General features: G+C 41.6%; 19 protein-coding genes. 16 read left to right on the top strand and 3 right to left on the bottom strand.

Features of this window, described 5'->3' with window-relative positions; genetic code table 11:
* Nucleotides 1–21: 21 nt before the first annotated feature.
* The 9 genes from GTK07_RS05325 to GTK07_RS05365 all read left to right on the top strand — a co-directional run bounded on the left by GTK07_RS05325 (nt 22) and on the right by GTK07_RS05365 (nt 8,150).
* Complete coding sequence (locus tag GTK07_RS05325) at nt 22–444, top strand: PaaI family thioesterase (protein ID WP_163633782.1); 423 nt, start codon at nt 22–24, stop codon at nt 442–444.
* Nucleotides 425–1,486 carry a chorismate-binding protein gene (locus GTK07_RS05330; protein ID WP_235932442.1) on the top strand — a complete coding sequence of 354 codons (1,062 nt, stop codon included), beginning with the start codon at nt 425–427 and terminating at the stop codon, nt 1,484–1,486. Before GTK07_RS05325 ends, GTK07_RS05330 begins: the two co-directional genes overlap by 20 nt.
* A gap of 53 nt (nt 1,487–1,539) precedes the next feature.
* The gene (gene menD, locus GTK07_RS05335) at nt 1,540–3,276 is read left to right on the top strand and encodes a 2-succinyl-5-enolpyruvyl-6-hydroxy-3-cyclohexene-1-carboxylic-acid synthase (protein ID WP_163633784.1); all 1,737 of its coding nucleotides are present in this window, start codon (nt 1,540–1,542) and stop codon (nt 3,274–3,276) included.
* A 37-nt stretch (nt 3,277–3,313) separates the two neighbouring features.
* Entirely contained in the window at nt 3,314–3,655 is a 342-nt protein-coding gene (locus GTK07_RS05340) for a DUF2853 family protein (protein WP_163633786.1), read from the top strand.
* Between the two features lie 157 nt (nt 3,656–3,812).
* Nucleotides 3,813–4,838: a glycosyltransferase family 2 protein gene (locus GTK07_RS05345; RefSeq protein ID WP_163633788.1), complete on the top strand. Its 1,026-nt coding sequence runs from the start codon at nt 3,813–3,815 to the stop codon at nt 4,836–4,838.
* Between the two features lie 25 nt (nt 4,839–4,863).
* Nucleotides 4,864–5,694, top strand: a complete 831-nt coding sequence (locus GTK07_RS05350) for a CvfB family protein (RefSeq protein WP_163633791.1) — start codon at nt 4,864–4,866, stop codon at nt 5,692–5,694.
* 159 nt (nt 5,695–5,853) lie between these two features.
* The gene (locus GTK07_RS05355) at nt 5,854–6,453 is read left to right on the top strand and encodes an SPOR domain-containing protein (protein WP_163633793.1); all 600 of its coding nucleotides are present in this window, start codon (nt 5,854–5,856) and stop codon (nt 6,451–6,453) included.
* A gap of 2 nt (nt 6,454–6,455) precedes the next feature.
* Nucleotides 6,456–7,364, top strand: a complete 909-nt coding sequence (gene menA / locus GTK07_RS05360; protein WP_163633795.1) for a 1,4-dihydroxy-2-naphthoate octaprenyltransferase — start codon at nt 6,456–6,458, stop codon at nt 7,362–7,364.
* Between the two features lie 33 nt (nt 7,365–7,397).
* The gene (locus GTK07_RS05365) at nt 7,398–8,150 is read left to right on the top strand and encodes a LytR/AlgR family response regulator transcription factor (RefSeq protein ID WP_163633797.1); all 753 of its coding nucleotides are present in this window, start codon (nt 7,398–7,400) and stop codon (nt 8,148–8,150) included.
* A 655-nt stretch (nt 8,151–8,805) separates the two neighbouring features.
* Here GTK07_RS05365 and GTK07_RS05370 read toward each other — a convergent pair.
* Complete coding sequence (locus tag GTK07_RS05370) at nt 8,806–9,054, bottom strand: hypothetical protein (RefSeq protein WP_163633799.1); 249 nt, start codon at nt 9,052–9,054, stop codon at nt 8,806–8,808.
* A gap of 38 nt (nt 9,055–9,092) precedes the next feature.
* On the opposite strand from GTK07_RS05370, the gene GTK07_RS05375 reads away from it, so the two are divergent.
* The gene (locus tag GTK07_RS05375; RefSeq protein ID WP_235932443.1) at nt 9,093–11,099 is read left to right on the top strand and encodes a sensor histidine kinase; all 2,007 of its coding nucleotides are present in this window, start codon (nt 9,093–9,095) and stop codon (nt 11,097–11,099) included.
* A 1-nt stretch (nt 11,100) separates the two neighbouring features.
* Here GTK07_RS05375 and GTK07_RS05380 read toward each other — a convergent pair whose 3' ends face one another.
* Nucleotides 11,101–11,895 carry an SDR family oxidoreductase gene (locus GTK07_RS05380; protein WP_163633801.1) on the bottom strand — a complete coding sequence of 265 codons (795 nt, stop codon included), beginning with the start codon at nt 11,893–11,895 and terminating at the stop codon, nt 11,101–11,103.
* A gap of 46 nt (nt 11,896–11,941) precedes the next feature.
* Here GTK07_RS05380 and GTK07_RS05385 point away from each other — a divergent pair, with 46 nt between their 5' ends.
* The 6 genes from GTK07_RS05385 to GTK07_RS05410 are packed head-to-tail and all read left to right on the top strand — an operon-like array spanning nt 11,942 to nt 19,916.
* Entirely contained in the window at nt 11,942–12,994 is a 1,053-nt protein-coding gene (locus GTK07_RS05385) for an o-succinylbenzoate synthase (protein ID WP_163633803.1), read from the top strand.
* A complete protein-coding gene (locus tag GTK07_RS05390; RefSeq protein ID WP_163633805.1) occupies nt 12,985–13,947 on the top strand; it encodes a CPBP family intramembrane glutamic endopeptidase in 963 nt (320 codons plus the stop codon). The genes GTK07_RS05385 and GTK07_RS05390 overlap by 10 nt, the downstream gene beginning before the upstream one ends.
* Entirely contained in the window at nt 13,925–14,998 is a 1,074-nt protein-coding gene (locus GTK07_RS05395; protein WP_163633807.1) for an AMP-binding protein, read from the top strand. Before GTK07_RS05390 ends, GTK07_RS05395 begins: the two co-directional genes overlap by 23 nt.
* A 32-nt stretch (nt 14,999–15,030) precedes the next feature.
* Nucleotides 15,031–16,377 carry a M24 family metallopeptidase gene (locus GTK07_RS05400; RefSeq protein WP_163633810.1) on the top strand — a complete coding sequence of 449 codons (1,347 nt, stop codon included), beginning with the start codon at nt 15,031–15,033 and terminating at the stop codon, nt 16,375–16,377.
* Between the two features lie 41 nt (nt 16,378–16,418).
* A complete protein-coding gene (locus GTK07_RS05405) occupies nt 16,419–18,152 on the top strand; it encodes a carboxypeptidase-like regulatory domain-containing protein (RefSeq protein ID WP_163633812.1) in 1,734 nt (577 codons plus the stop codon).
* 15 nt (nt 18,153–18,167) lie between these two features.
* Complete coding sequence (locus GTK07_RS05410; protein ID WP_163633814.1) at nt 18,168–19,916, top strand: tetratricopeptide repeat protein; 1,749 nt, start codon at nt 18,168–18,170, stop codon at nt 19,914–19,916.
* A gap of 3 nt (nt 19,917–19,919) precedes the next feature.
* On the opposite strand, the gene GTK07_RS05415 is transcribed toward GTK07_RS05410, so the two are convergent.
* The gene (locus tag GTK07_RS05415; protein ID WP_163633816.1) at nt 19,920–21,548 is read right to left on the bottom strand and encodes an acyl-CoA carboxylase subunit beta; all 1,629 of its coding nucleotides are present in this window, start codon (nt 21,546–21,548) and stop codon (nt 19,920–19,922) included.
* Between the last annotated feature and the right edge of the window lie 16 nt (nt 21,549–21,564).

The raw sequence follows: 21,564 nt of genomic DNA on the forward strand, positions 1-21,564 counted from the left end.
AATTTTACAAAAAATAAGAGAATGAACGAGCACAAAGAGAAAATTCTGGCCGTCTGCAACCAAATTTGCAAGGGAACCTTAATGGAAACGCTAGACATAACCTACATAGATGTGGGTGAAAATTTTCTCTTGGCCCGAATGCCCGTAACACCCAGGGTGCACCAACCCGATGGCGTTCTGCATGGAGGAGCCTCTGTAGCTTTGGCCGAAAGTGTGGGCAGTGCGGCTTCCTATATTTTCTTGGATGGAAAGGAATTTTTTGTCCGAGGTATTGAAATAGCCGCCAACCATGTCAAATCCATAAGGGAGGGGTATGTTTACGCTAGGGCCTCCATGTTGCACAAAGGTAGAACCACCCAACTTTGGGAAATAAAGATTACCAATGAGGCTGGCGACCTCATTTCCAACTGTAAATTGACCACCATTGCACTACCCAGAAAATAAGGATTCCCAATATATTTTTGAAAGAATTGGGTCTAGTTTGGAAAATGAACGGCCATGTGCCATGTATAGAAAACCCAATGAAGAAGTAGTAACTGCCATTTTTCAATCCAATAATGAGCTTTATACCACGAAGGATTTTTTAGAAATCGGTTTTGTTTTTGCTCCTTTTTCGTTGGAAGAAGGTGTTGTTTTGATACGCCCGGACGAATGTTACCGATCCAAACTTACAAATCAGGTAAAATTGAACACAAAGGAACTTGAAGTATCCGGGTTTGGCAAGGAAGAACACATCCTTTTGGTAGAAAAAGGGATAGAAGAAATCCAAGTTGGACACCTGAAAAAAGTGGTTCTCTCCCGAAAATTGGAAGCGAAAATATCCAAATCACCGATTGCAATTTTCAAGGATTTATTGGGCAATTACTCGAACGCCTTTTGCTATCTTTTTCATCATCCCAAAGTAGGCACCTGGTGTGGAGCCACTCCAGAAACCTTGGTCAAAATCAAGGAAGGAAAGTTGAACACCATGTCATTGGCCGGTACATTGCCCTTTGAAGAAAACGTGGAGCCCAAATGGGGCGCAAAAGAAATTGAAGAACAACAAATGGTATCGGACCATATTAGAAATTCCTTGGGCAACCTGATGGAAGACCTGAAAATAGGACAGGCGGAATCCGTAAGGGCCGGCAATCTGTGGCACTTGCGATCAGGGGTAAAAGGAGTTCCACGTTCAGAAACCAGCCTATTGAATATCATTGAATCCTTGCATCCAACGCCTGCGGTATGCGGCATACCTACGAAAGCCGCACAGGAATTCATCCTTCAAAATGAAAAGTACAGGCGCACTTTTTATACTGGATTTTTAGGGGAATTAAACATGCCTAGGGATGGTGAGACTTCACTTTTTGTGAACCTAAGATGTATGGAAATCAAGGGTGATTCGGTCGCCATTTTCGTAGGTGGAGGGATTACTGCCGGTTCGGATCCCGAAAAAGAATGGATAGAGACCCAGAACAAAAGCAAGACCATGCTCCGCATCCTGTAATATGTTGTGCATAACTTAGGGCAATACACTTTTCAGATGTATTTTTGTAGTCCATGATGTACTCAGATATTCCCTCTGCCCAAACCTTGGTTTTGTATTTTAAATCCAAGGGTGTTAAACATATTGTGATTTCCCCAGGATCTCGGAACGCTCCATTGACCATCAGTTTCACGAAGAATCCATATTTCCGTTGTTATAGTATAGTGGATGAGCGTTGTGCGGCGTTTTTTGCATTGGGAATGGCCCAACAGTTACAAGAACCTGTTGCCGTGGTCTGTACTTCGGGCAGTGCACTTTTGAATTATTATCCGGCTGTGGCTGAGGCTTTTTACAGTGATATTCCCTTGATCGTGGTGTCCGCTGACCGTCCCGGCTACCGAATTGATATCGGGGATGGACAGACCATTCGTCAAGAGCATGTTTTGGATAGGCATATCGGCTATGCGGCCAATTTAAAACAAGATCTTACCCATGCTGCGGACAAGATCTCTAACTATGGTTCAAATCTTTTGAAAGAAAGCCAAGGGATAGTTCAACGTTTCAACGAAACTGAAATAAACAAAGCGTTGGAAACTGCCTTTAAACAAAAGGCCCCGGTACATATCAACATTCCTTTTGAAGAGCCCCTGTACGGAAAGGTGCAAACACCATCAGTAACAATTGAAAAGGTGCGGTTTGAAACTTCGGACATTCTAGATGGCCAGGATTTGTCGGCTTTGTCCAAAATATGGAAAGAGAGCCCACGGAAAATGATATTGGTAGGAGTGGCCCAGCCGGGCTCCATGGAAGTAGGTATCATGGAAAAGCTGGCCAATGATGGCAATACCTTGGTGTTTACCGAAACGACTTCCAATCTTCACCACCCGGATTTTTTTTCGAGTATCGACAGCATCATCGCTCCCATTGAAAAAGCTAAGAATAGTGATGAGCTCTTCAAAATGTTGCAACCGGAATTATTGGTCACTTTTGGAGGGTTGATCGTTTCCAAAAAAATCAAGGCATTTCTGCGAAAATACAAGCCTAAGCATCATTGGCACATTGACCCCAAAAAAGCGTACAACACGTTTTATTGCCTAACGGAACATGTCAAACAAAGTCCGAATGCATTTTTCAATCAGTTGGGAATATCTTCAACCCAAGCCAGCGAATACAAGACTTTTTGGGAAGGTATAAAATCCAAATATGAAGCAAAGAGGGAAACATATCTGGGGCAAATTCCATTTTCAGATTTTCTTGTGTTTGATAGGTTGATAAAGACCATACCCAAAGGGTATCAGGTGCATTTGGCGAACAGTTCAACGGTTAGATATGCCCAGTTGTTTCCCATGCACGAATCCCTCAAGGTATTTTGCAATCGTGGCACGAGTGGTATTGATGGAAGTTCGTCCACCGCCGTTGGAGCCTCGGTACATTGTCCTGAACCTACCCTTTTGATTACGGGAGACCTTAGTTTTTTCTATGACAGTAATGCGTTATGGAACCAGTATATAAGACCAGATTTCAGGATCATCTTGATCAATAATGGGGGAGGGGGTATTTTTAGGATTTTACCTGGCAAAGAGGATACCAAGGAATTCGCCGCCTATTTTGAAACGCATCACTCACTAACGGCTGAGCATTTGGCGATGATGTACGGTTTTGGATATGATAAGGCAGAAAACGAAACTGAAGTCCTGCAAAACATGGAAAGTTTTTATGAAGCATCGGCAAAACCGAAGATTTTAGAGATCATTACCCCGCGCGAACTGAACAATAAAATTTTGCTTGGCTACTTTGATTTTATATCTTAGAGGCTAAGCTATGAATCCTTAAAAACACTAATCAATCATGAGCAAAAGAGACGAGTTGATCGAAAAATATGCCGAGGACATCAAATCCAAATTTGGGGAGACACCCAATATGGACCTGTTGACCAAGGTGGCCATTGGCCTAGGCCCTGCAATATACAACCTGGATGCTTCCAAGGTATCTGGATCGGATGAAAAGGAACTTAGTACCGTAAAGAACAATTTCTTGATCAAAAAACTGGGACTCGCGGATGGCCCGGCGTTAATGGAAGGTATCAGCCTGGTTATTTCCAAATACGGACAATCTGAAAAAAACAAACACAGGGCGGTCATCTACTATATGCTGACCAAGCACTTTGGTAAAGAATCGGTTTATAATTAAGATTACAATGCCGTTTAAAGAGCTGTCCAATTTGGGCAGCTTTTTTGTTTCAAAAAGGTTCATTTGTTTTCTTTCAGCCTGATTTTTTGCGATTTAACCCATTATATTCTTTACCAATGCAAAAATTGATGAGATTACCGGTTTTTAACAATCACAAATGGATTTAAGCATAATCATACCTGCCTATAATTCGGAGGCTTATATAGAAAATTGTCTGTCGAGTATTTTGAACCAGAAATTACCAAAGGAAAGATATGAGGTTATAGTTGTTAATGATGGCTCAACGGATGCTACCAAAGAAATTGTGGAAGATATTGCCAAACAGTTTGGCAATATCAATTTGATAAATCAGGAAAACAAGGGACTTGGAGGTGCCAGGAACATTGGTTTTGACATTTCAACGGGCAGATACGTTTATTTTTTGGATGCCGATGATTATGTGGCAAGTAATACCTTGGGAAAACTAATAGATATTGCTTTAGCACATGACCTTGATATATTGGGTTTCAGGAGTAAAAAAGTAATGGATGGAAAAGCGTCCCTTTCAGAAAATATTGAATCGGAAGCTCCAGTAATTGTCATCACGGGAAGGGAATACTTGGCGACCAATAATTATAAACCCGAGGTTTGGTGGTATTTTACAAAGAAGGACTTTTTCTTGTCTACAAAAGTTAGACATTATGATAGGAGATACGTGCAGGACTCCTACATTACTCCAACCTTGTTTTCAAGAGCGAAGAGGATAGCTCATCTTCCTTACGATGTACATCGATATTTACTATCCCCTAATTCCATTACAAGAAATCGCTCGGCGGAACATCTAACGGTCCATTTGGGTGATCTGGATTATGCCGTTAAAAAACTGAACGATTTGATTACATCAATAGAAAAGGAAGGAGACCCGAAAAATGCAAAGTGCCTTTACACCCTCAACGTCAAAAAGGAAAGATATGTCTTTGTTTCGATCATACGCTATATTAGATCTAATTTCCCATATTCCCGTTTAAAGGAGGGTTTGATCGGGTTTAGTCTGAAAGAATCCTATCCGATGAGGTATTTCCCCAAAACACCTAGCTACAACTCCCTTACAAATAGAACTTTGGTATTTGTTTTTAATTCGCGTCCATTGCTCTATCTTTCCTTTAGATGTTATAGGTTTGCCAAAGTATTTAAAGGCAAATAACACAGAATTTAAAAGGTAACTGTAGATGATAAGACTTGGGGACTATAATACACTAAGAATAGAAAGATCCACCAGTGTTGGACTTTTTTTACAAGACGAAGAGGGAACAGAAATTCTTTTGCCCAACAAGTATGTACCAGAAGATATTAAGATCGATACCGATATAACAGTATTTTGTTATTTGGACAACAGCGAACGCCCTGTGGCCACTACGCTTACGCCCTATATTGTAAGGGATGGTTTTGCCTACTTGAAGGTGGCGGAAGTCAGTGCCTATGGCGCCTTTTTGGATTGGGGCCTTGAAAAGCACTTGCTCGTTCCCTTTAGGGAACAGGCCCAGCGTATGGAAGAAGGAAAGCAATATTTGGTATATTGTTACCTAGATGAGGAAAGTTTACGACTTACCGGATCCAGCAAGGTGGATAGGTTTTTGGTCAATCAAAAACCGGATTATCAGCCGAACGCCGTAGTGGATCTTTTGGTCTTTCGCAAAACACCGCTAGGGTGGGAAGTTATTGTGGATAACAAATACAAAGGACTCATTTTTGACAGTGATATTTTTAAACCCATTTCCCTAGGGGATCATCTCCAAGGATTTGTAAAAAAGGTAAGGGAGGACCATAAAATTGATATATCCCTGCAGCCTATCGGAGCCAAGATGTTGGAACCCACCGCAAAGATGATCCTTGATAAACTTACAGAAAACAATGGTTTTTTGCCCTTGCATGACAAGTCTACACCGGAAGAGATTCAGAGTCAACTTCACTTGAGCAAAAAGGCGTTTAAAAAAGGAGTAGGGATTTTGTACCGCCAACGCAAGATCGTAATTGAGGAAGAGGGTATTCGATTGTTGTGAGGCATGATTAAAAAAAGCACCATTTTTGTTCTTTAAGTACATTATTTTCATACTATTGGGTTTTTTTCTTTAGGTAAAAACTTTACATTTGTAAAGAGGCGTTTTAACATTTTTTTTAACACGCATTCAGGTAGTATTAACCCATAACCCCTTGACAACATGCCTTTTATTGAAGAAAGTGATTTGTTGGACCTTCATAAGGATATAGATAAGGCCCAGATTATCAACGAAAGATTACTGGATCAGATTAAGTATAAGAACAAAGATTTACGCAGGTTGAAGCTGCAAAGGAACATTCTTATGGGTTTTGTGGGGCTCTTTGTCATCGGTACTTTGGCCATAACATCCTTTACTGCAGGGCTTACAAGTAAGCAGTCATATGAAAACCAAAGCAATGTATTGGTTTCCATTGACAGTCTAGAAGTGATCAAGGCTAGGATTGACAACCTTAAATCCCAAAACGAAGAACTTAGCTTGGTAAAGGAGTTCTATTTGGCCAAAGAGTTTTTGAACAAGGAAAAGATTTACTCCGTTCAGGTTAAATCATTTGTGGACAACAACGTTACCCTGGCCTCCGAAGCCTTGACCAACACACTTTTTGTAAAAACCAACCCCTTTTATGCCTATTCGCTGGGTAATTTTGAGACATTGCAAGAAGCTCAAACCTTTAGGAAACAATTAGTACAAATGGGCTTCAAGGATGCATTTGTGGCCTCTTACCAAGACGGCAAAAGAATAAAAATAGAAGATCCTTTTTAAACTTGGGAAATACAAAGACCTGGATACAGGCCGCACGATTACGAACATTACCTCTTTCCTTGGCGGGAATTATTACTGGGGCCGCAATGGCCACCAAACAAGGTGCTTTTGAACTTTCCATATTTGTTTTGGCCTTGTTGACAACCATCGGTTTTCAGGTGACCTCCAATTTTGCCAATGATTATGGGGATGGAGTAAAGGGAACGGATAATGAAGACCGAATAGGGCCTACCAGGGTACTACAAAGTGGTCTGCTCACAAAAGATTCGCTTAAAAAAGGCATCATAGTTTCCATCGCCGTTTCCCTGGTTTTGGCCTTGGTTCTCGTTTATAAGGCTTTCGGATTGGAAAACTTATCATATATCATCCTGTTTACGGTTCTTGGAGTGTTGAGCATTTGGGCTGCACTAAAGTATACCATGGGTTCCAATCCATATGGTTATAGGGGGTTGGGAGATTTGTTCGTGTTTCTGTTCTTTGGCTTGTTAGGGGTTCTGGGAAGTATGTTTTTATTTACCAAAAGCTTGGAAGCCACATCATTTCTGCCCGCAGTAGCTATTGGATCATTATGTGTTGGGGTGTTGAACCTAAATAATTTGCGGGATGTAGTGTCCGATAAAAAACATGGAAAAATCACTTTGGTCGTTAAAATGGGTTATGAAAATGGAAAACGTTATCATTTCTTTTTGATTTTAACGGCATTGCTGTGTTTTTTGATTTATATTGTGGTAGTGGGCATGCACTGGAGCCATAGCTTTTTTATGTTGGCTTTTGTGCCTATATTGATTCACTTGAGAAAAGTGATGATGACCCGTGAACCGGTGAAGTTGGATGGGGAACTCAAAAAGTTGGCACTTGGCACCTTTTTTCTTGCCATACTCTTCTTTACGGCAGTCAATATTTTTTTGTAAATTTGATTAACAACCAAATAAACTTAAAGGAACTTGGAACATCCAATCAGAATTCTAATCGTAGAGGACAATGTCATCATTGCAGATGACATGCAATCCATGCTCGAGGAAATAGGGTATGAGATTGTAGATAATGTCATTGTGTACGAACAGGCCGTGGAGGTATTGAAGAACAACCATGTTGATTTGGTTTTGATCGATATTATCTTGGCTTCGGACAAGACGGGTATCGATTTGGGCAAACATATCAGGGACAACTATAACATCCCATTTATATTTGTGACCTCTAACTCGGATCGTGCCACAGTTGAGAATGCCAAGACTGTAAAGCCAGATGGCTACCTGGTCAAGCCTTTTGAACAACAGGATTTGTACACTTCCATTGAAATTGCACTTTCTAATTTTAATTATTCAAGAAAAGAAAACAGCAAAGAGTTTGAAGATGCCGGTGAGAGTTTCACCTCCAATTCCGTTCTCAAGGACTCCATTTTCGTGAAGAAACAACACCTTTACTACAGGATCCAGTTCAAGGATATCCATTTTATAAAGGCAGACAACGTGTACTTGGAGGTCAATACAGTCGATAAGAAGTTTTTGGTACGTTCCCCGTTAAAGGATTATCTGGAAAAATTACCGCAGAATAAATTTTACAGGGCGCACAAGTCATACATTGTAAATGTAGACCATATAGATGCCATCAATTCCAAGGATATTGTAATCAACAATAACTTGATCCCAATCTCTAAGGATTTCAAGGATTTTATTCTTTCGTCCATGAACAGTTAAGGGGATTACCCATAAAATGATATGAAGCGTCCTTAATAGGGCGCTTTTTTTATGACACAACATTTGAAAAGGAAAATTACCACAACTTTCTGGGCGTTCACAACATAATTTTCGTCCCCTGGTAAGTCAGCGTTACTTTAGCAGTGTTAATAATTAAGAAAGTAATTTTTTCATTTTCATATAGTGTTCTCGTAAAAGGGTCTTGTTCATTTGGCAAGGCCTTTTTTGATTTTTTACTTATGCTATTTGTGTTTCCGGACACATCCAAGAATTCCAATTTCTTTTTAATATAGTCAGACACGAATTACTCTAATGACACTGGTTGTTGATCTGGGCTTTTTGAAGAATCTCAATTAACAGGGTTTTCCAGTTTATTCGAATACCACAAATGCTTTGTGGATACCTTTTGGTCATTTCGAGCAAAGCGGACCTTATCAAATATCCAGATTAATAGCCTTATCTAATGGAACATTGTTAACCGTTTATTGGTAACTGTTCATGGAATAAAATTCATAAATCGTTAAGATGACCACAACAACTGGCTACTTCGCAACAATAATTTCATTGGCCAAGACGTGAAATTTACTTTTACCATGTTATTAATCAGAAAGTAATTTTTTCATTTTCATATAGTGTTCTCGTAAAAGGGTCTTGTTCATTTGGCAAGGCCTTTTTTGATTTGCGCAAGCTCCATATTGATTGGTCTTGTCCATGAAATGCACAAAACATCGATATAATGCGCATTGACATACATCGAAGTCGTTTTCACAACAGAATACGATGTTTTCACAACAATACTGGGCAAGTCTAATGCCTGGAATTTAATTTTGGGATCAAACTGACGTTCTTTATATACCCCATACTTGGTTTTCAGCGGCTGCTTAGCGTCTTTGAAATTGTCCATTTATTGGGGCTGTAAAGGAAAAATGGGCACTAAATCTTATGGGTACGTTTCAATATAAAGGCGTTCCTGTATCAAGAAAATTAATGGGACGTTACGTAAGACTTATATTCACCACTATATCTTTTGTTTTTCTCTACACCGCTTCGGCTCAGGTAACAACCGATGATGATAGGAGTGTGTTAAAGGAATTCCAGGATGCCAGTGCCCCATCTGGTCGGTTCAATGTCTTCTTCAATTCCATTAACCGGTACAACCTCAATTCTGCCTATGATTGGTTGGACACCATTAAGATTTATCTTGCCAATGCGGAAAAAACCAATGATTCACTGGCTTCCAAAATGTACAGAATCATGGAGGCGCAGGTTTATAATGACCTCGGTGAATATGACAAGAGTACCGCCTTGGCCAAGGAAATGTACCTTTCCAATGACTCCTTGGACTTTGAATCAAAAAAGATTTTATTGGAAATGTTGGATGACAACTATGCCAATCTCCAATTGTTCGATAAACAAATAGAAATCCGTAAGCGAAAGCGTGAACTGGGTCTAACCGATAATGTGGCGTTTTACGACATCTACAGCAATCTTGGGCTGTATACAGAGGCACGCAACAAATACATCATGGATGTTAAGCCTACCATTGCCGACAACGATTCCTATGGCTTGGCTAAGTATCATAGTAAGGTGGGAAATTACCTTAGACTTGACAATTCGGCACCCACGGCCCTAAGTGAGTTGAAAAAGGCAAAAGCCTATTTGGATGTTTACCTGAATGACATTTCTACGCAAAAAAGTGAAGCGGATATTTTTGAAAGCGACCTTTTGAAGGCCGAAATTGAAGGCAATATTGGTAAATGTAATGTTCAGCTAGGGGATTATGAAGAGGCTATACCTTTACTGCTGAACAGTATTGAGGTTTTAAAGACCTCGCCAAGAAACAGTGACCAAAGTGAAGTGGTGGACAATACGCTATTTCTGGCGGATGCCAACCTGAAATTGGAGCGCTTTGCCGAGGCCAAAAAAAATTTGGATGCTGAATTCGACCACGTCACCGTTTTACAGACCATAAAGCGTAACAGCCTGCTCGCGGCTTACTACGATAGAATCGAGAACTATAGGAACGCAGCCATCTATTATAAGCGTAACGAAAGAATCAATGACTCCATGTCCCAAAAGGAAGCTGCACTCATCAAACAACAATTGGTTACCGTTGTTGGCAATGAAGAAATGCAGAACAGCTTGCGTATCATTAATGAACAAAAGCAGATAAACGCTCAAGCCCGCAGTGAAATGAAAGCCAAGGAAGAGCAGATAAATCTGGTCATCATTTCGTTGATATTCACTTTATTGGGTTTTGCAGGGTTGGTGTATGCTTATATGAAGAGTATAAAGAACCAACGACTGATCGCTGAACAAAAGCATATCATAGAGAATGCCTTGATTGAAAAGGATTCCCTGTTAAAAGAAATTCACCATAGGGTGAAGAACAACCTTCAGATGGTGTCCAGCTTGTTGAGCCTTCAGACCAAAAATACAAGAAGTAAAGCTGCCATTGAGGCATTGGAAGAAGGGAAGAGCAGAGTAAAGGCCATGGCCTTGATCCATCAAAAATTATATCAGAATGATGACCTTTCGGTAATCGAGATGCAGGGCTATATTGAAAGTTTGATCAATAGTGTACAGTCCGTGTACAAAAAAGGAGGTCACAACATAAGCATTACCATTGATGCGGAAGGAACCGAGCTGGACATTGATAGGGCCATTCCTTTCGGATTGATCTTGAACGAATTGGTTTCCAATTCCTTCAAATACGCATTCCCTGAAAATGACGAGAATGGAAAGATTTACATCCACCTTAGTAAGAATGGGGACCAAGGCTATTTTGAGTATTCCGATAACGGGGTAGGTCTACCTGAGGATACGGAAGAAAGAAGCCATTCCTCTATGGGTATTCGCCTTATCAATAGATTGGTAAACCAGCTTCAATCTAAACTCAATATAGATAAACAGAACGAAGGGGTCAGGTTCTGGTTCAATTTCAGTTAAATTATCTCACCTGACTTTTAAGGACCACTTTGTGCAGTAGTTTTGGAAAGAACCGCTTTAAGTACGCACCACTGATTTCCTTTCCTCCAATATTCACTTCAAAGCTCTCATTTTCAACGGACCTGATTATTTTTTGTGCGGCCAATTCAGGGGAAATACCATTTTGAGTTGCAGTATCATCCATTTTCTGTGGTGTTCCATCGGCTGTTAATGCATTTTTGGCAACATTGGTGCGTACAAACCCAGGGCAAACCAAAGTAACTTTTACCCCGTCTTTTTCATGCTCCATTCGCATCACATCAAAAAAGCCGTGCAGGGCGTGTTTGGCCCCACAATAGCCCGATCTGTATGGAGAGCCAAATTTGCCCATCAAACTGGTAACGGTAACATAATGACCTGATTTTTGGCCTAAAAAATGGGGAAGGATTGCTTTGGACAGGGCCACGGTTCCCAAATAATCAACATCGATGAGTTGTTTGTAAACCGACATATCCGTGTCCTTGATCAACGATCGTTGGCTAATGCCCGCATTGTTGACCAAAATATCCACCTTGCCATAAAAGGAAGTGGCTTTTTCGGTAATCCTGGTCATTTGGTCATGATCCTTTAGGTCCAAGGGTAAAATGGAAATATTTCCGGACCCCCCGCACACTTCCTTTACGGATTCCAATTCTATCTTTTTCCGTGAGGATAGAATAAGGTTACAAGGCCATTTACTTAGTTCAATTGCTAAACTTCTGCCAATGCCCGAAGAGGCACCGGTAATCCAAATCGTTTTTCCCTTGATGCTTGCCATTTGTTCGCTTTTAGATGTAAAATATAGTTAAATTTGGGAGCACAGGATGAAAGCGACATACAAAAAGTACACCCTAGATTTTAAAGTTCCCAGCGGAACTTCACGTGGCATTTTAACGCAGAAAGAGACCTGGTTTTTGATACTACGGGACAAGGGACGTTTTGGTATCGGGGAATGTGGGCTTTTAAAAGGATTAAGCGTTGATGATGTGACGGAATATGAAAACAAACTGGCCTGGGTCTGTCAAAACATCCATTTGGGAAAAGAGGAGCTATTAAATGAATTGATTGCCTTTCCCTCTATTCAATTTGGGATTGAACAGGCATTTTTGTCCCTTGCAAGTCAGGATTCCTTTGAACTTTTTCCAACTGCCTTTACAAGAATGGAAGCCCCAATCGCCATTAATGGACTCATTTGGATGGGTAGCGAAACCTTCATGTTATCGCAATTGCTGAAAAAGTTGGAAGATGGTTTCAGGTGCATCAAAATGAAGATAGGCGCCATCGATTTTGAGAAGGAATTATCCATTTTAAGATTCATTCGAGATAACTTTAGGCCTGAAGAAATTGAATTACGTGTAGATGCCAATGGAGCTTTTTCCCCGGAGAAAGTATTGAATAAACTGGAAAGATTGGCCGAGTTCCAATTACATTCCATTGAGCAGCCCATTAAACCCAAACAATGGGGGTTAATGGCCAAATTGTGTGAAAAATCCCCATTGCCCATTGCGTTGGATGAGGAGTTGATCGGCATATTTTCAGTAACAGAAAAGGAGAAACTGCTACAAACCATTAAACCACAGTTTATTATTTTAAAACCTAGTTTAGTAGGTGGTTTTACAGGAAGCGAACAATGGATTACAATGGCTAAAAAATACAATATTGGGTGGTGGGTGACGAGTGCCCTGGAAAGTAATATTGGGCTAAATGCCATAGCCCAATGGACCTATACCTTGAATACAACCATGCCGCAAGGTTTGGGGACCGGTAGCCTATACACCAATAATATGGAAAGTCCACTCGAAGTTTCCCAAGGGAATATTTATTACAGAAATCAAAAGAATTGGAACCAAACAGAAATTGAAAAAATATGTTTATAGAACAAGGCTACAAGGGATCAAGCGAAGGTTGGCGATACATAGTGGGTCTTTTGATCATTTTTTTTGGATGGCAGATTTTGGGAGGGATACCATTGTTGGCGGCCTTGATCTTAAAATCGGATTCCATGATGAACATGCCTATGGATTATGGTAGCATGGCCGACACGCTTGGGCTGAACATGTTCTTCTTTTTGGTCTTGCTCACTTTTGTGGCCGCCATGGGGAGCCTTTGGCTGGTGGTTCGGTTTGTACACCGGCAGTCCTTCACCAGTTTTACCACCTCCCGTAAAAAAGTGGACTGGAAGAGGATTCTTTTTGCATTCAGTCTTTGGGGCATTGTTTCTTCCGTTATGGTGATGTTGGATATATACCTTTCTCCGGAAAACTATATTTTCAACTTCAAACCAATGCCGTTTTTTGTGCTTTTGATACTTTCCATTGTTTTGGTACCCATACAGACCAGTTTTGAAGAATACTTTACGCGTGGTTATCTCATGCAAGGCATCGGCATTGCTTCCAAAACCAAATGGCTGCCCTTTGTGGTCAGTTCATCACTTTTTGGCCTCCTCCATATCTTCAATCCAGAAGTTGAAAAACTGGGCTATGGTGTTTTGGTGTTTTATATAGGTACCGGATTCTTTTTGGGGATTTTGACATTGATGGACGAAGGGTTGGAACTCCCGTTGGGATTCCATGCAGCGAACAATCTTTTTACGGCACTTTTGGTTACCGCGGATTGGACGGCATTCCGCACCAATTCCCTTTATAAAGATATTTCCGAGCCTGTGCTGGGCTGGGATGTTTTGATACCCGTTTTTGTTTTCTATCCTATCCTCATCCTTATTCTATCAAAGAAATATGGCTGGAAGAACTGGAAGGAGCGACTTTTTGGAAAAGTGATGACCAAGGAAGAATTTGTAGCCCTCACCGATGGAGATTCCGATTTGGCATAACATACATCCCGATTTTAAATTCAATGGCTTTTCCTGCAATCTGGAAGACCTTTCCGAAATCGGATACCGCCTTGTAAAGGAGGGAGATGCACATGAGACAGTAATCGGGGAATTTTTATTGGATTGGATTTCGAACAAACCTACCTTGGAAGTCCTTACCTCAGGTTCTACAGGCAAGCCAAAACGGATTGAATTGAACAAGCAACATATGGTCAATTCTGCCTTGGCCACCGGAGCATACTTTCAACTGGAACCAAGGCAATCGGCACTCCTTTGTTTACCCTGTTCGGGAATAGCGGGAAAAATGATGTTGGTGAGAGCCATGGTCATAGGCCTACACTTGGATGAAGTGGAACCCACTTCCATTCCTCTGTCATACCGTCAAAAAAGTTATGATTTTGTTGCAATGGTGCCGCTGCAGGTAGAGCAAACCTTACAAGAATTGGATAGGGTGGGTACCTTGATCATTGGTGGTGCCCCTGTGAATGAAAGACTTAGAACCAAGTTGCAAGGAGGTTCTACCAAGGTTTATGAAACTTATGGTATGACCGAAACCATCACTCATATTGCCGCCAAGGAAATCGCCCCTGAACCAACAACATATTTCGAAGTACTTCCTCATGTAACCCTGACCACGGATCCTCGTGGTTGTTTGGTCATAGACGCCCCCAATGTTGTTGAACAAAAAATCATCACCAACGATTTGGTAGAACTGGTCAGTGAAACCCGTTTTAAATGGTTGGGCCGTTTGGATAGCGTGATCAATTCAGGTGGAATTAAATTGATGCCTGAAACCATTGAGTCCAAATTGGAGCCCCTCATAAATTCCCGTTTTTTTGTAACCGGTATAAAAGATGAAGTGTTGGGTGAAAAACTGGTCCTTATAATAGAGGGTGGCCCTTTTCCTAAAGAGGAATTACTACAAGAGATCAAGTCATTGGAAACCATTTCAAAATATGAGGTGCCCAAGGATGTTTACTTTGTAAAAACCTTTGTGGAAACGGCCACCCAAAAGATTCATCGCGATGAAACATTAAAATTAATCTTGTAATTTAAGCATTCAAAACAACCAAAAATAACCCCATGAGAAAAACCATCCAACTGATTTTTTTATTTGTTCCTTTTTCCTTTTTTGCCCAAGAAATTTTGCCTGAAGTTGAACGGGCCCGTGTTGTGGATGAGATTTTGGAAGAACGTTTCAATACGCTTCTTCCTGAATTAATGGACCGTACTGGTATTGACATGTGGGTTGTGATTTCAAGGGAATACAATGAAGATCCTGTTATCAAGACCATGTTGCCAGCTACTTGGTTGAATGCCAGGAGGCGTACCATTCTACTATTCTATAGAAACAAGGACAAAAACACAATTGATAAATTGGCGGTGGCCCGTTACAATGTAGGAAAGAGTATCATTTCTGCTTGGGACAAGGAAAAGGAACCCGACCAATGGAAGCGTTTGATGGAATTGATAGAGGAACGCAATCCGAAGAAAATAGGGCTTAATTTCTCCAAGGACCATAATATAGCCGATGGTTTGGACAAAACGGATTATGATGAGTTCATGGCCAACCTTCCCAAAAAGTTTCACTCTAGGGTGGGGTCTGCTGAACAGTTGGCTGTACGTTGGATAGAGACCCGTACCCCAAGGGAAATGGCCATTTTTGCCCAATTGACGGAAATTACACATAACATTGTTGCGGAAGCTTTCTCGGAAAAAATAATCACTCCTGGCATTACCACTACCGATGATGTGGTATGGTGGATGCGCCAAAAAGTGACCGATCTTGGTTTGGAAACATGGTTTCATCCCACAGTGGATATCCAAAGAAACAATGAAGGCTTGGTAAGCCACCTTACCTCTTTTTCAACAGGTGAAGCAGAAAAAGTGATCCTTCCAGGGGATTTGTTGCATTGCGATTTTGGAATCACCTACCTAAGACTCAACACGGATTGCCAAGAAATGGGCTATGTTTTGCTGCCAGAAGAAAGGGAAGCTCCGGAGTTTTTGGTCAACGCCTTAAAGGATGGTAACCGTGTGCAAGATTTCTTGACCCAGAACATGATCAAAGGAAGGGTAGGGAATGATATTTTGGCCAAATCCCTTCAAGCTGCCAAGGAGACTGGTCTTCGCCCTTCGATCTACACCCATCCGTTGGGTACTTATGGGCATTCCGCAGGAACAACCATTGGAATGTGGGATGCACAGGACGGTGTCATGAAGGATGATGGAGAAAACTATCCGCTTAACCCCAACACGGCGTATGCCATAGAACTGAATGCCACTGTGAACATTCCTGAATGGAACAGGGACATCCGTATCATGTTGGAAGAACCTGGATTTTATGGGGAAGATGGCTTTAGATATGTAAATGGTAGGCAAACCGAAATGTTTCTCATTCCTAGACCCAAACCTCAATTGGGCAACTGATTTTTTCGTAAATTAGATAACCTATTAAACATCATGGTCTTATGAGGTTATCTGTTTTACTTTTCGTTTTGTTATGTCCAGCAATTTTGACCTATGGTCAAAAATCGATTAGTGGGCGTATTACCCATGAGGGGAGTGCTTTAAAAAATGTGAGTATCCAAAATCTTGCTTCGAGAGTATCAACAGCTTCTGACCAGAAGGGGATGTATCAAATTTCAGCCCGGCCCAAGGAAGAGCTGCAGTTCACCTATATGGGTATGGACACCGTTTCCATCATTGTGGAAGATGTGACTAATATTTTGAACATAAACATGCAGATGCAAGTGGAAGCGTTGGATGAAGTGGAAGTTGTAAGTGAAGTTGGGAAAAACAAACAACGCATCATGGAGCAACAATACCCCACCAATGAAAACTTGATCCGGACCGCATTCGGTATCATAGACAAAGAAACCTTCGCTGGTCGTTTACCAATTTTAACAAGCAAGGACATGATCAGCAATCATTACCATTTTGGTATGTTCTTAATGGGGAAGTTTGCCGGGTTGAATGTTGTAATTAATCCAGATTATACTTTTGATGTGTATTCTAGGAGCATGGGTTCCATTATGGCCAAGAAACCTGCCATTTATGATATAGATGGTCAGATTTTTACCGAAGGACCTTCATGGCTAGACCCAAGTACTGTGGAACGAGTGGCACTGATGCCAGGAATTATGGCTACCTCGCGTTATGGATCTATTGGAGCCGGAGGTGTAGTTGTGGTAAATACCAAAAATGGTACTTACAAACCAAAGGAGAAAGAAAATTATGATCAGGCGTTACTACGGAACAACTATGTAAAAGGGAGTGTTGTTTCCATTGATGGCAAGGAAGCACCCACATCAACATATGGTGAAAAACTTTGGAACAGTGGTTCATTACAAGAGGCCAAATTGACCTATGAACAGCATGGCAATGCATTCAAAAGTCACCCCTACTTTTTATTGGAAGCCTACCGTTATTTTTATGAGGAACGTAACGCGAAGGATTATGCGGATGGCATTTTAAATGATTTCATGAACATGTCCCAGGACAACCCGGTATATTTAAAGGCTATGGCCTATGTGCTGGATGCCCAAGGTAGAGCGGAAACGGCCCATGACCTTTATAAAAGGATTTATACCCTGCGGCCGGATTACGCCCAAAGTTTTATTGATATGGCGAACAGTTACCGAGATTTGAATAGACCGGAGTCGGCGGTTTCCCTTTACGCAAGACATTCTTATTTACTGGACGAAGGGATGCTGCCTAAGGATAGCCTAGATCTGGCCGATATCATGAAGCGCGAAATGAACAATCTATTTACGTTGGAAAGCAGTTCCCTGAAAATCAAGCAACGGAAAAGCAATCCGGATGAAGCTTATGCTACCAGATTGGTCTTTGAGTGGAACGATTCCGAAGCGGAATTCGATTTACAGTTTGTGAACCCGAACAACCAATTCTTCAATTGGAGACACACCATGGAAGAGATGCCGGAGCGTATCCGGTCTGAAAAGGAGCAAGGTTATTCCATGGCAGATTTTATATTGGATGATGAACTGCCGGGCATATGGAAGGTGAATGCCACCTATCATGGAAACAAGCAGGTCACGCCAACTTTCGTCAAAGCCATTATTTACAGAAATTATGGCAGTAAACTGCAAAGCAAGGAAACTAAAGTATTTCAATTGGGGACAAGGGACGTCAACCAACAACTTTTTACCTTGAACATATCTACAAGAGTGGTTCACAATTAAAATCAAAGGTTTGGCATGGGGAAGTATTTTAAAGCCATATTGGTATTTTTTACATGGATGGGCTGCGTTAATGCACAAAACACCATCTCTGGAAGAATAACGGATGGCACATCCAAATTATCCAATGTCCATGTTGTAAACCTAACTTCTGGATCTAAAACAAGTTCCGATCAAGAGGGATGGTATCAAATTTTGGCCCGGCCCAAGGACGAACTCCAATACACCTACATCGGTATGGACACCGTTTCCATTTTGGTGGAGGATGTTACCAAGATCTTGAACATAAAGATGAGCCTTCGGGTGGAGCAGTTGGACGAAGTGGTGGTTGAACAAAAGATAAGCAAGCAGAAAAGACTAGCAATGACCTACATCATGGATTCTTCCGTGGTGAATACTTCATTTGGGTGCATAAGTCCTGCTACCGTTGCCTATCATTTGAAAGTAATTGATGGTTCAGAGTTTACCCCTGGCTCCGATATTTTAAACGCCATTGCAAGTAGAAGATCGGGAATACGAGTGGGAACCATCGGTGATCCCAGTACCGGAGGATCCAGAAGAACCCTATTTATTAGGGGAATGGGTTCGTTAAGTTTTAGGACACCGGCCTTATTTGAAATTGATGGCAATATTTTCAGTGATGCGCCCACATGGTTAGATGTTTCAATGGTTTTACGGGTTGGTATCATTCCGGGTATTCAGGCGGTTTGGCGCTACGGACATATAGCAAGTGGAGGCGTTGTGGTAATCAACACCAAGAATGGGGTCCACGGCCTTAGGGAAGAGAATGGTTCCAAACCTTATGATCAGGCAAGACTTAGAAACAATTTTGTGACAGGAAAAGTAGTTTCATCGGAGGATGCTAAAAATGAAGTGCCAAGTTATTTGCAAGCCATTCAGAATACTACATCGTTAACTCAGGCGGTCAATACCGTTAACGAATATGAAAGATTGTATTTCAATGTGCCGTATTTCTATCTGGATTGTTATACCTTAATTTTTGATAAGTTTGGGGAAGATGTGGCTGATCAATTCATGGAAGGAAACCTTGACCAGATTAAAGATAATGCAGTCTGGTTAAAGGCCCTAGCATATATTTACGAATCTCAGCGAAGATTTGATAAAGCCCACACAGTGTATAAAGAAGTATATGCCTTACGTCCGGAATACGCCCAGAGCTATATCGATATGGCCAATAGCTATCGCAATCTGGGATTGAAAGAGTCAGCCACCTCATTATATGCAAGACATTCTTATCTGTTGGATGAAGGACTTTTAACAAAAGATAGTTTGGAATTATCAGAGATCATACAGCGGGAAATGGACAACCTCTTTGCCTTGGAGTCCCGTTCCGAGCAAATTCGCGAACGGAATGTTGACGGGATTGGCCCCTATACTACAAGACTGGTCTTTGAGTGGAACGATTCCGAAGCGGAATTTGATTTACAGTTTGTAAACCCACACAATCAATACTTTAATTGGAAGCATACCAATGAGGATATGCCGGAGCGTATCAGGTCAGAAAAGGAGCAAGGGTATTCCATGGCAGATTTTTTGTTGGACGATGCCTTACCAGGTACTTGGAAGGTAAATGTCACATATAACGGTAACAAGCAATTGACACCAAGCTACCTCAAGGCGACCATATATAGAAATTATGGAAGCAGATTACAAACGAAGGACATTAAGGTTTTTCGAATGGGGCTAAAAGGTGCCAACCAATATTTGTTCGACCTAGATTTACCTTCCTCTGTAGTACAAAAGTAAGTGTTAAACTTGCAGTACCCCTAAATTGAATTTCTTCTCTATTGGTGCATGATTGGCCGCCTCAATGCCCATGGAAATCCACTTTCGGGTGTCCAAAGGATCTATGATGGCGTCCGTCCAAAGTCGGGCAGCAGCATAATACGGTGAAATTTGATTATCATACCGCTGTTTGACCTTGTCAAAAAGAGCTTTCTCTTTTTCAGGATCAAGTGGTTCCCCATTTTTTTCCAACGAGGCTTTCTCAATCTGCAACAATACTTTGGCTGCTGAATTACCGCTCATTACGGCAAGTTCCGCACTGGGCCAGGCCACAATTAACCGAGGGTCATAGGCTTTTCCGCACATGGCATAATTACCGGCCCCGTAACTGTTTCCAATCACAACGGTGAATTTGGGCACTACGGAATTGCTCACGGCATTCACCATTTTGGCACCATCTTTTATGATGCCTCCATGCTCGCTCTTGCTCCCCACCATAAATCCCGTAACATCTTGAAGGAACACCAATGGAATTTTCTTTTGATTGCAATTGGCAATAAACCGCGTAGCCTTGTCGGCAGAATCGGAATAGATTACGCCCCCAAATTGCATTTCGCCCTGTTTGGTTTTCACTACCTTTCGCTGATTGGCCACAATGCCCACGGCCCAACCATCGATACGGGCATACCCCGTTAAGATGGTTTTGCCATAACCTTCTTTATACTGTTCAAATTCGGAATTGTCCACCAAACGTTTGATGATTTCCAACATGTCATACTGATCGCTCCTTGACGAGGGGAGAAGTCCGTAAATGTCTTCCGGATTGTCAATGGGCGATTTGGCTTGGATTCTATTGAAACCTGCTTTTTCAAAATCTCCGATCTTGTCAACAATATTTTTGATTCTGTCCAAAGCATCTTTGTCATCCTTGGCTTTGTAATCGGTAACTCCACTGATTTCGGAATGGGTTGTGGCCCCGCCAAGAGTTTCATTGTCTATGCTTTCTCCAATAGCGGCCTTTACCAGATAACTTCCTGCTAAAAAGATGCTTCCTGTTTTGTCAACAATAAGGGCTTCATCGCTCATAATGGGCAAGTAGGCACCCCCGGCCACACAACTTCCCATGACTGCCGCTATTTGGGTAATGCCCATGCTACTCATAATGGCATTGTTCCTGAAAATGCGACCAAAATGCTCCTTGTCTGGGAATATTTCATCCTGCATGGGAAGGTAGACCCCGGCACTGTCTACCAAATAAATGATGGGCAGTTTGTTTTCCATCGCAATTTCCTGCGCCCTTAAATTCTTCTTTCCGGTTATAGGAAACCAGGCTCCTGCCTTAACAGTGGCATCGTTGGCGACCACCACACATTGTTTCCCTTTCACATAGCCTATCTTCACTACGACACCTCCGGAAGGGCAGCCACCATGATCCGCATACATGCCATCACCTGCAAAAGCGCCAATTTCGATTGCAGGGGCATTTTTGTCGAACAAATAATCGATACGTTCCCGGGCCGTCATTTTACCTTGGGCGTGGAGTTTTTCAATCCGCTTTTTACCGCCACCGAGTTTCACTTCGGCCAGTCTTCTACGCAACTCGGAGAGCTTAAGTTTATTATGGTCTTCGTTTTTATTGAAGGTAAGGTCCATTTTTGTCCAAATTCGT

This window comes from Flagellimonas sediminis (assembly GCF_010500845.1).
Lineage (GTDB): Bacteria > Bacteroidota > Bacteroidia > Flavobacteriales > Flavobacteriaceae > Flagellimonas > Flagellimonas sediminis.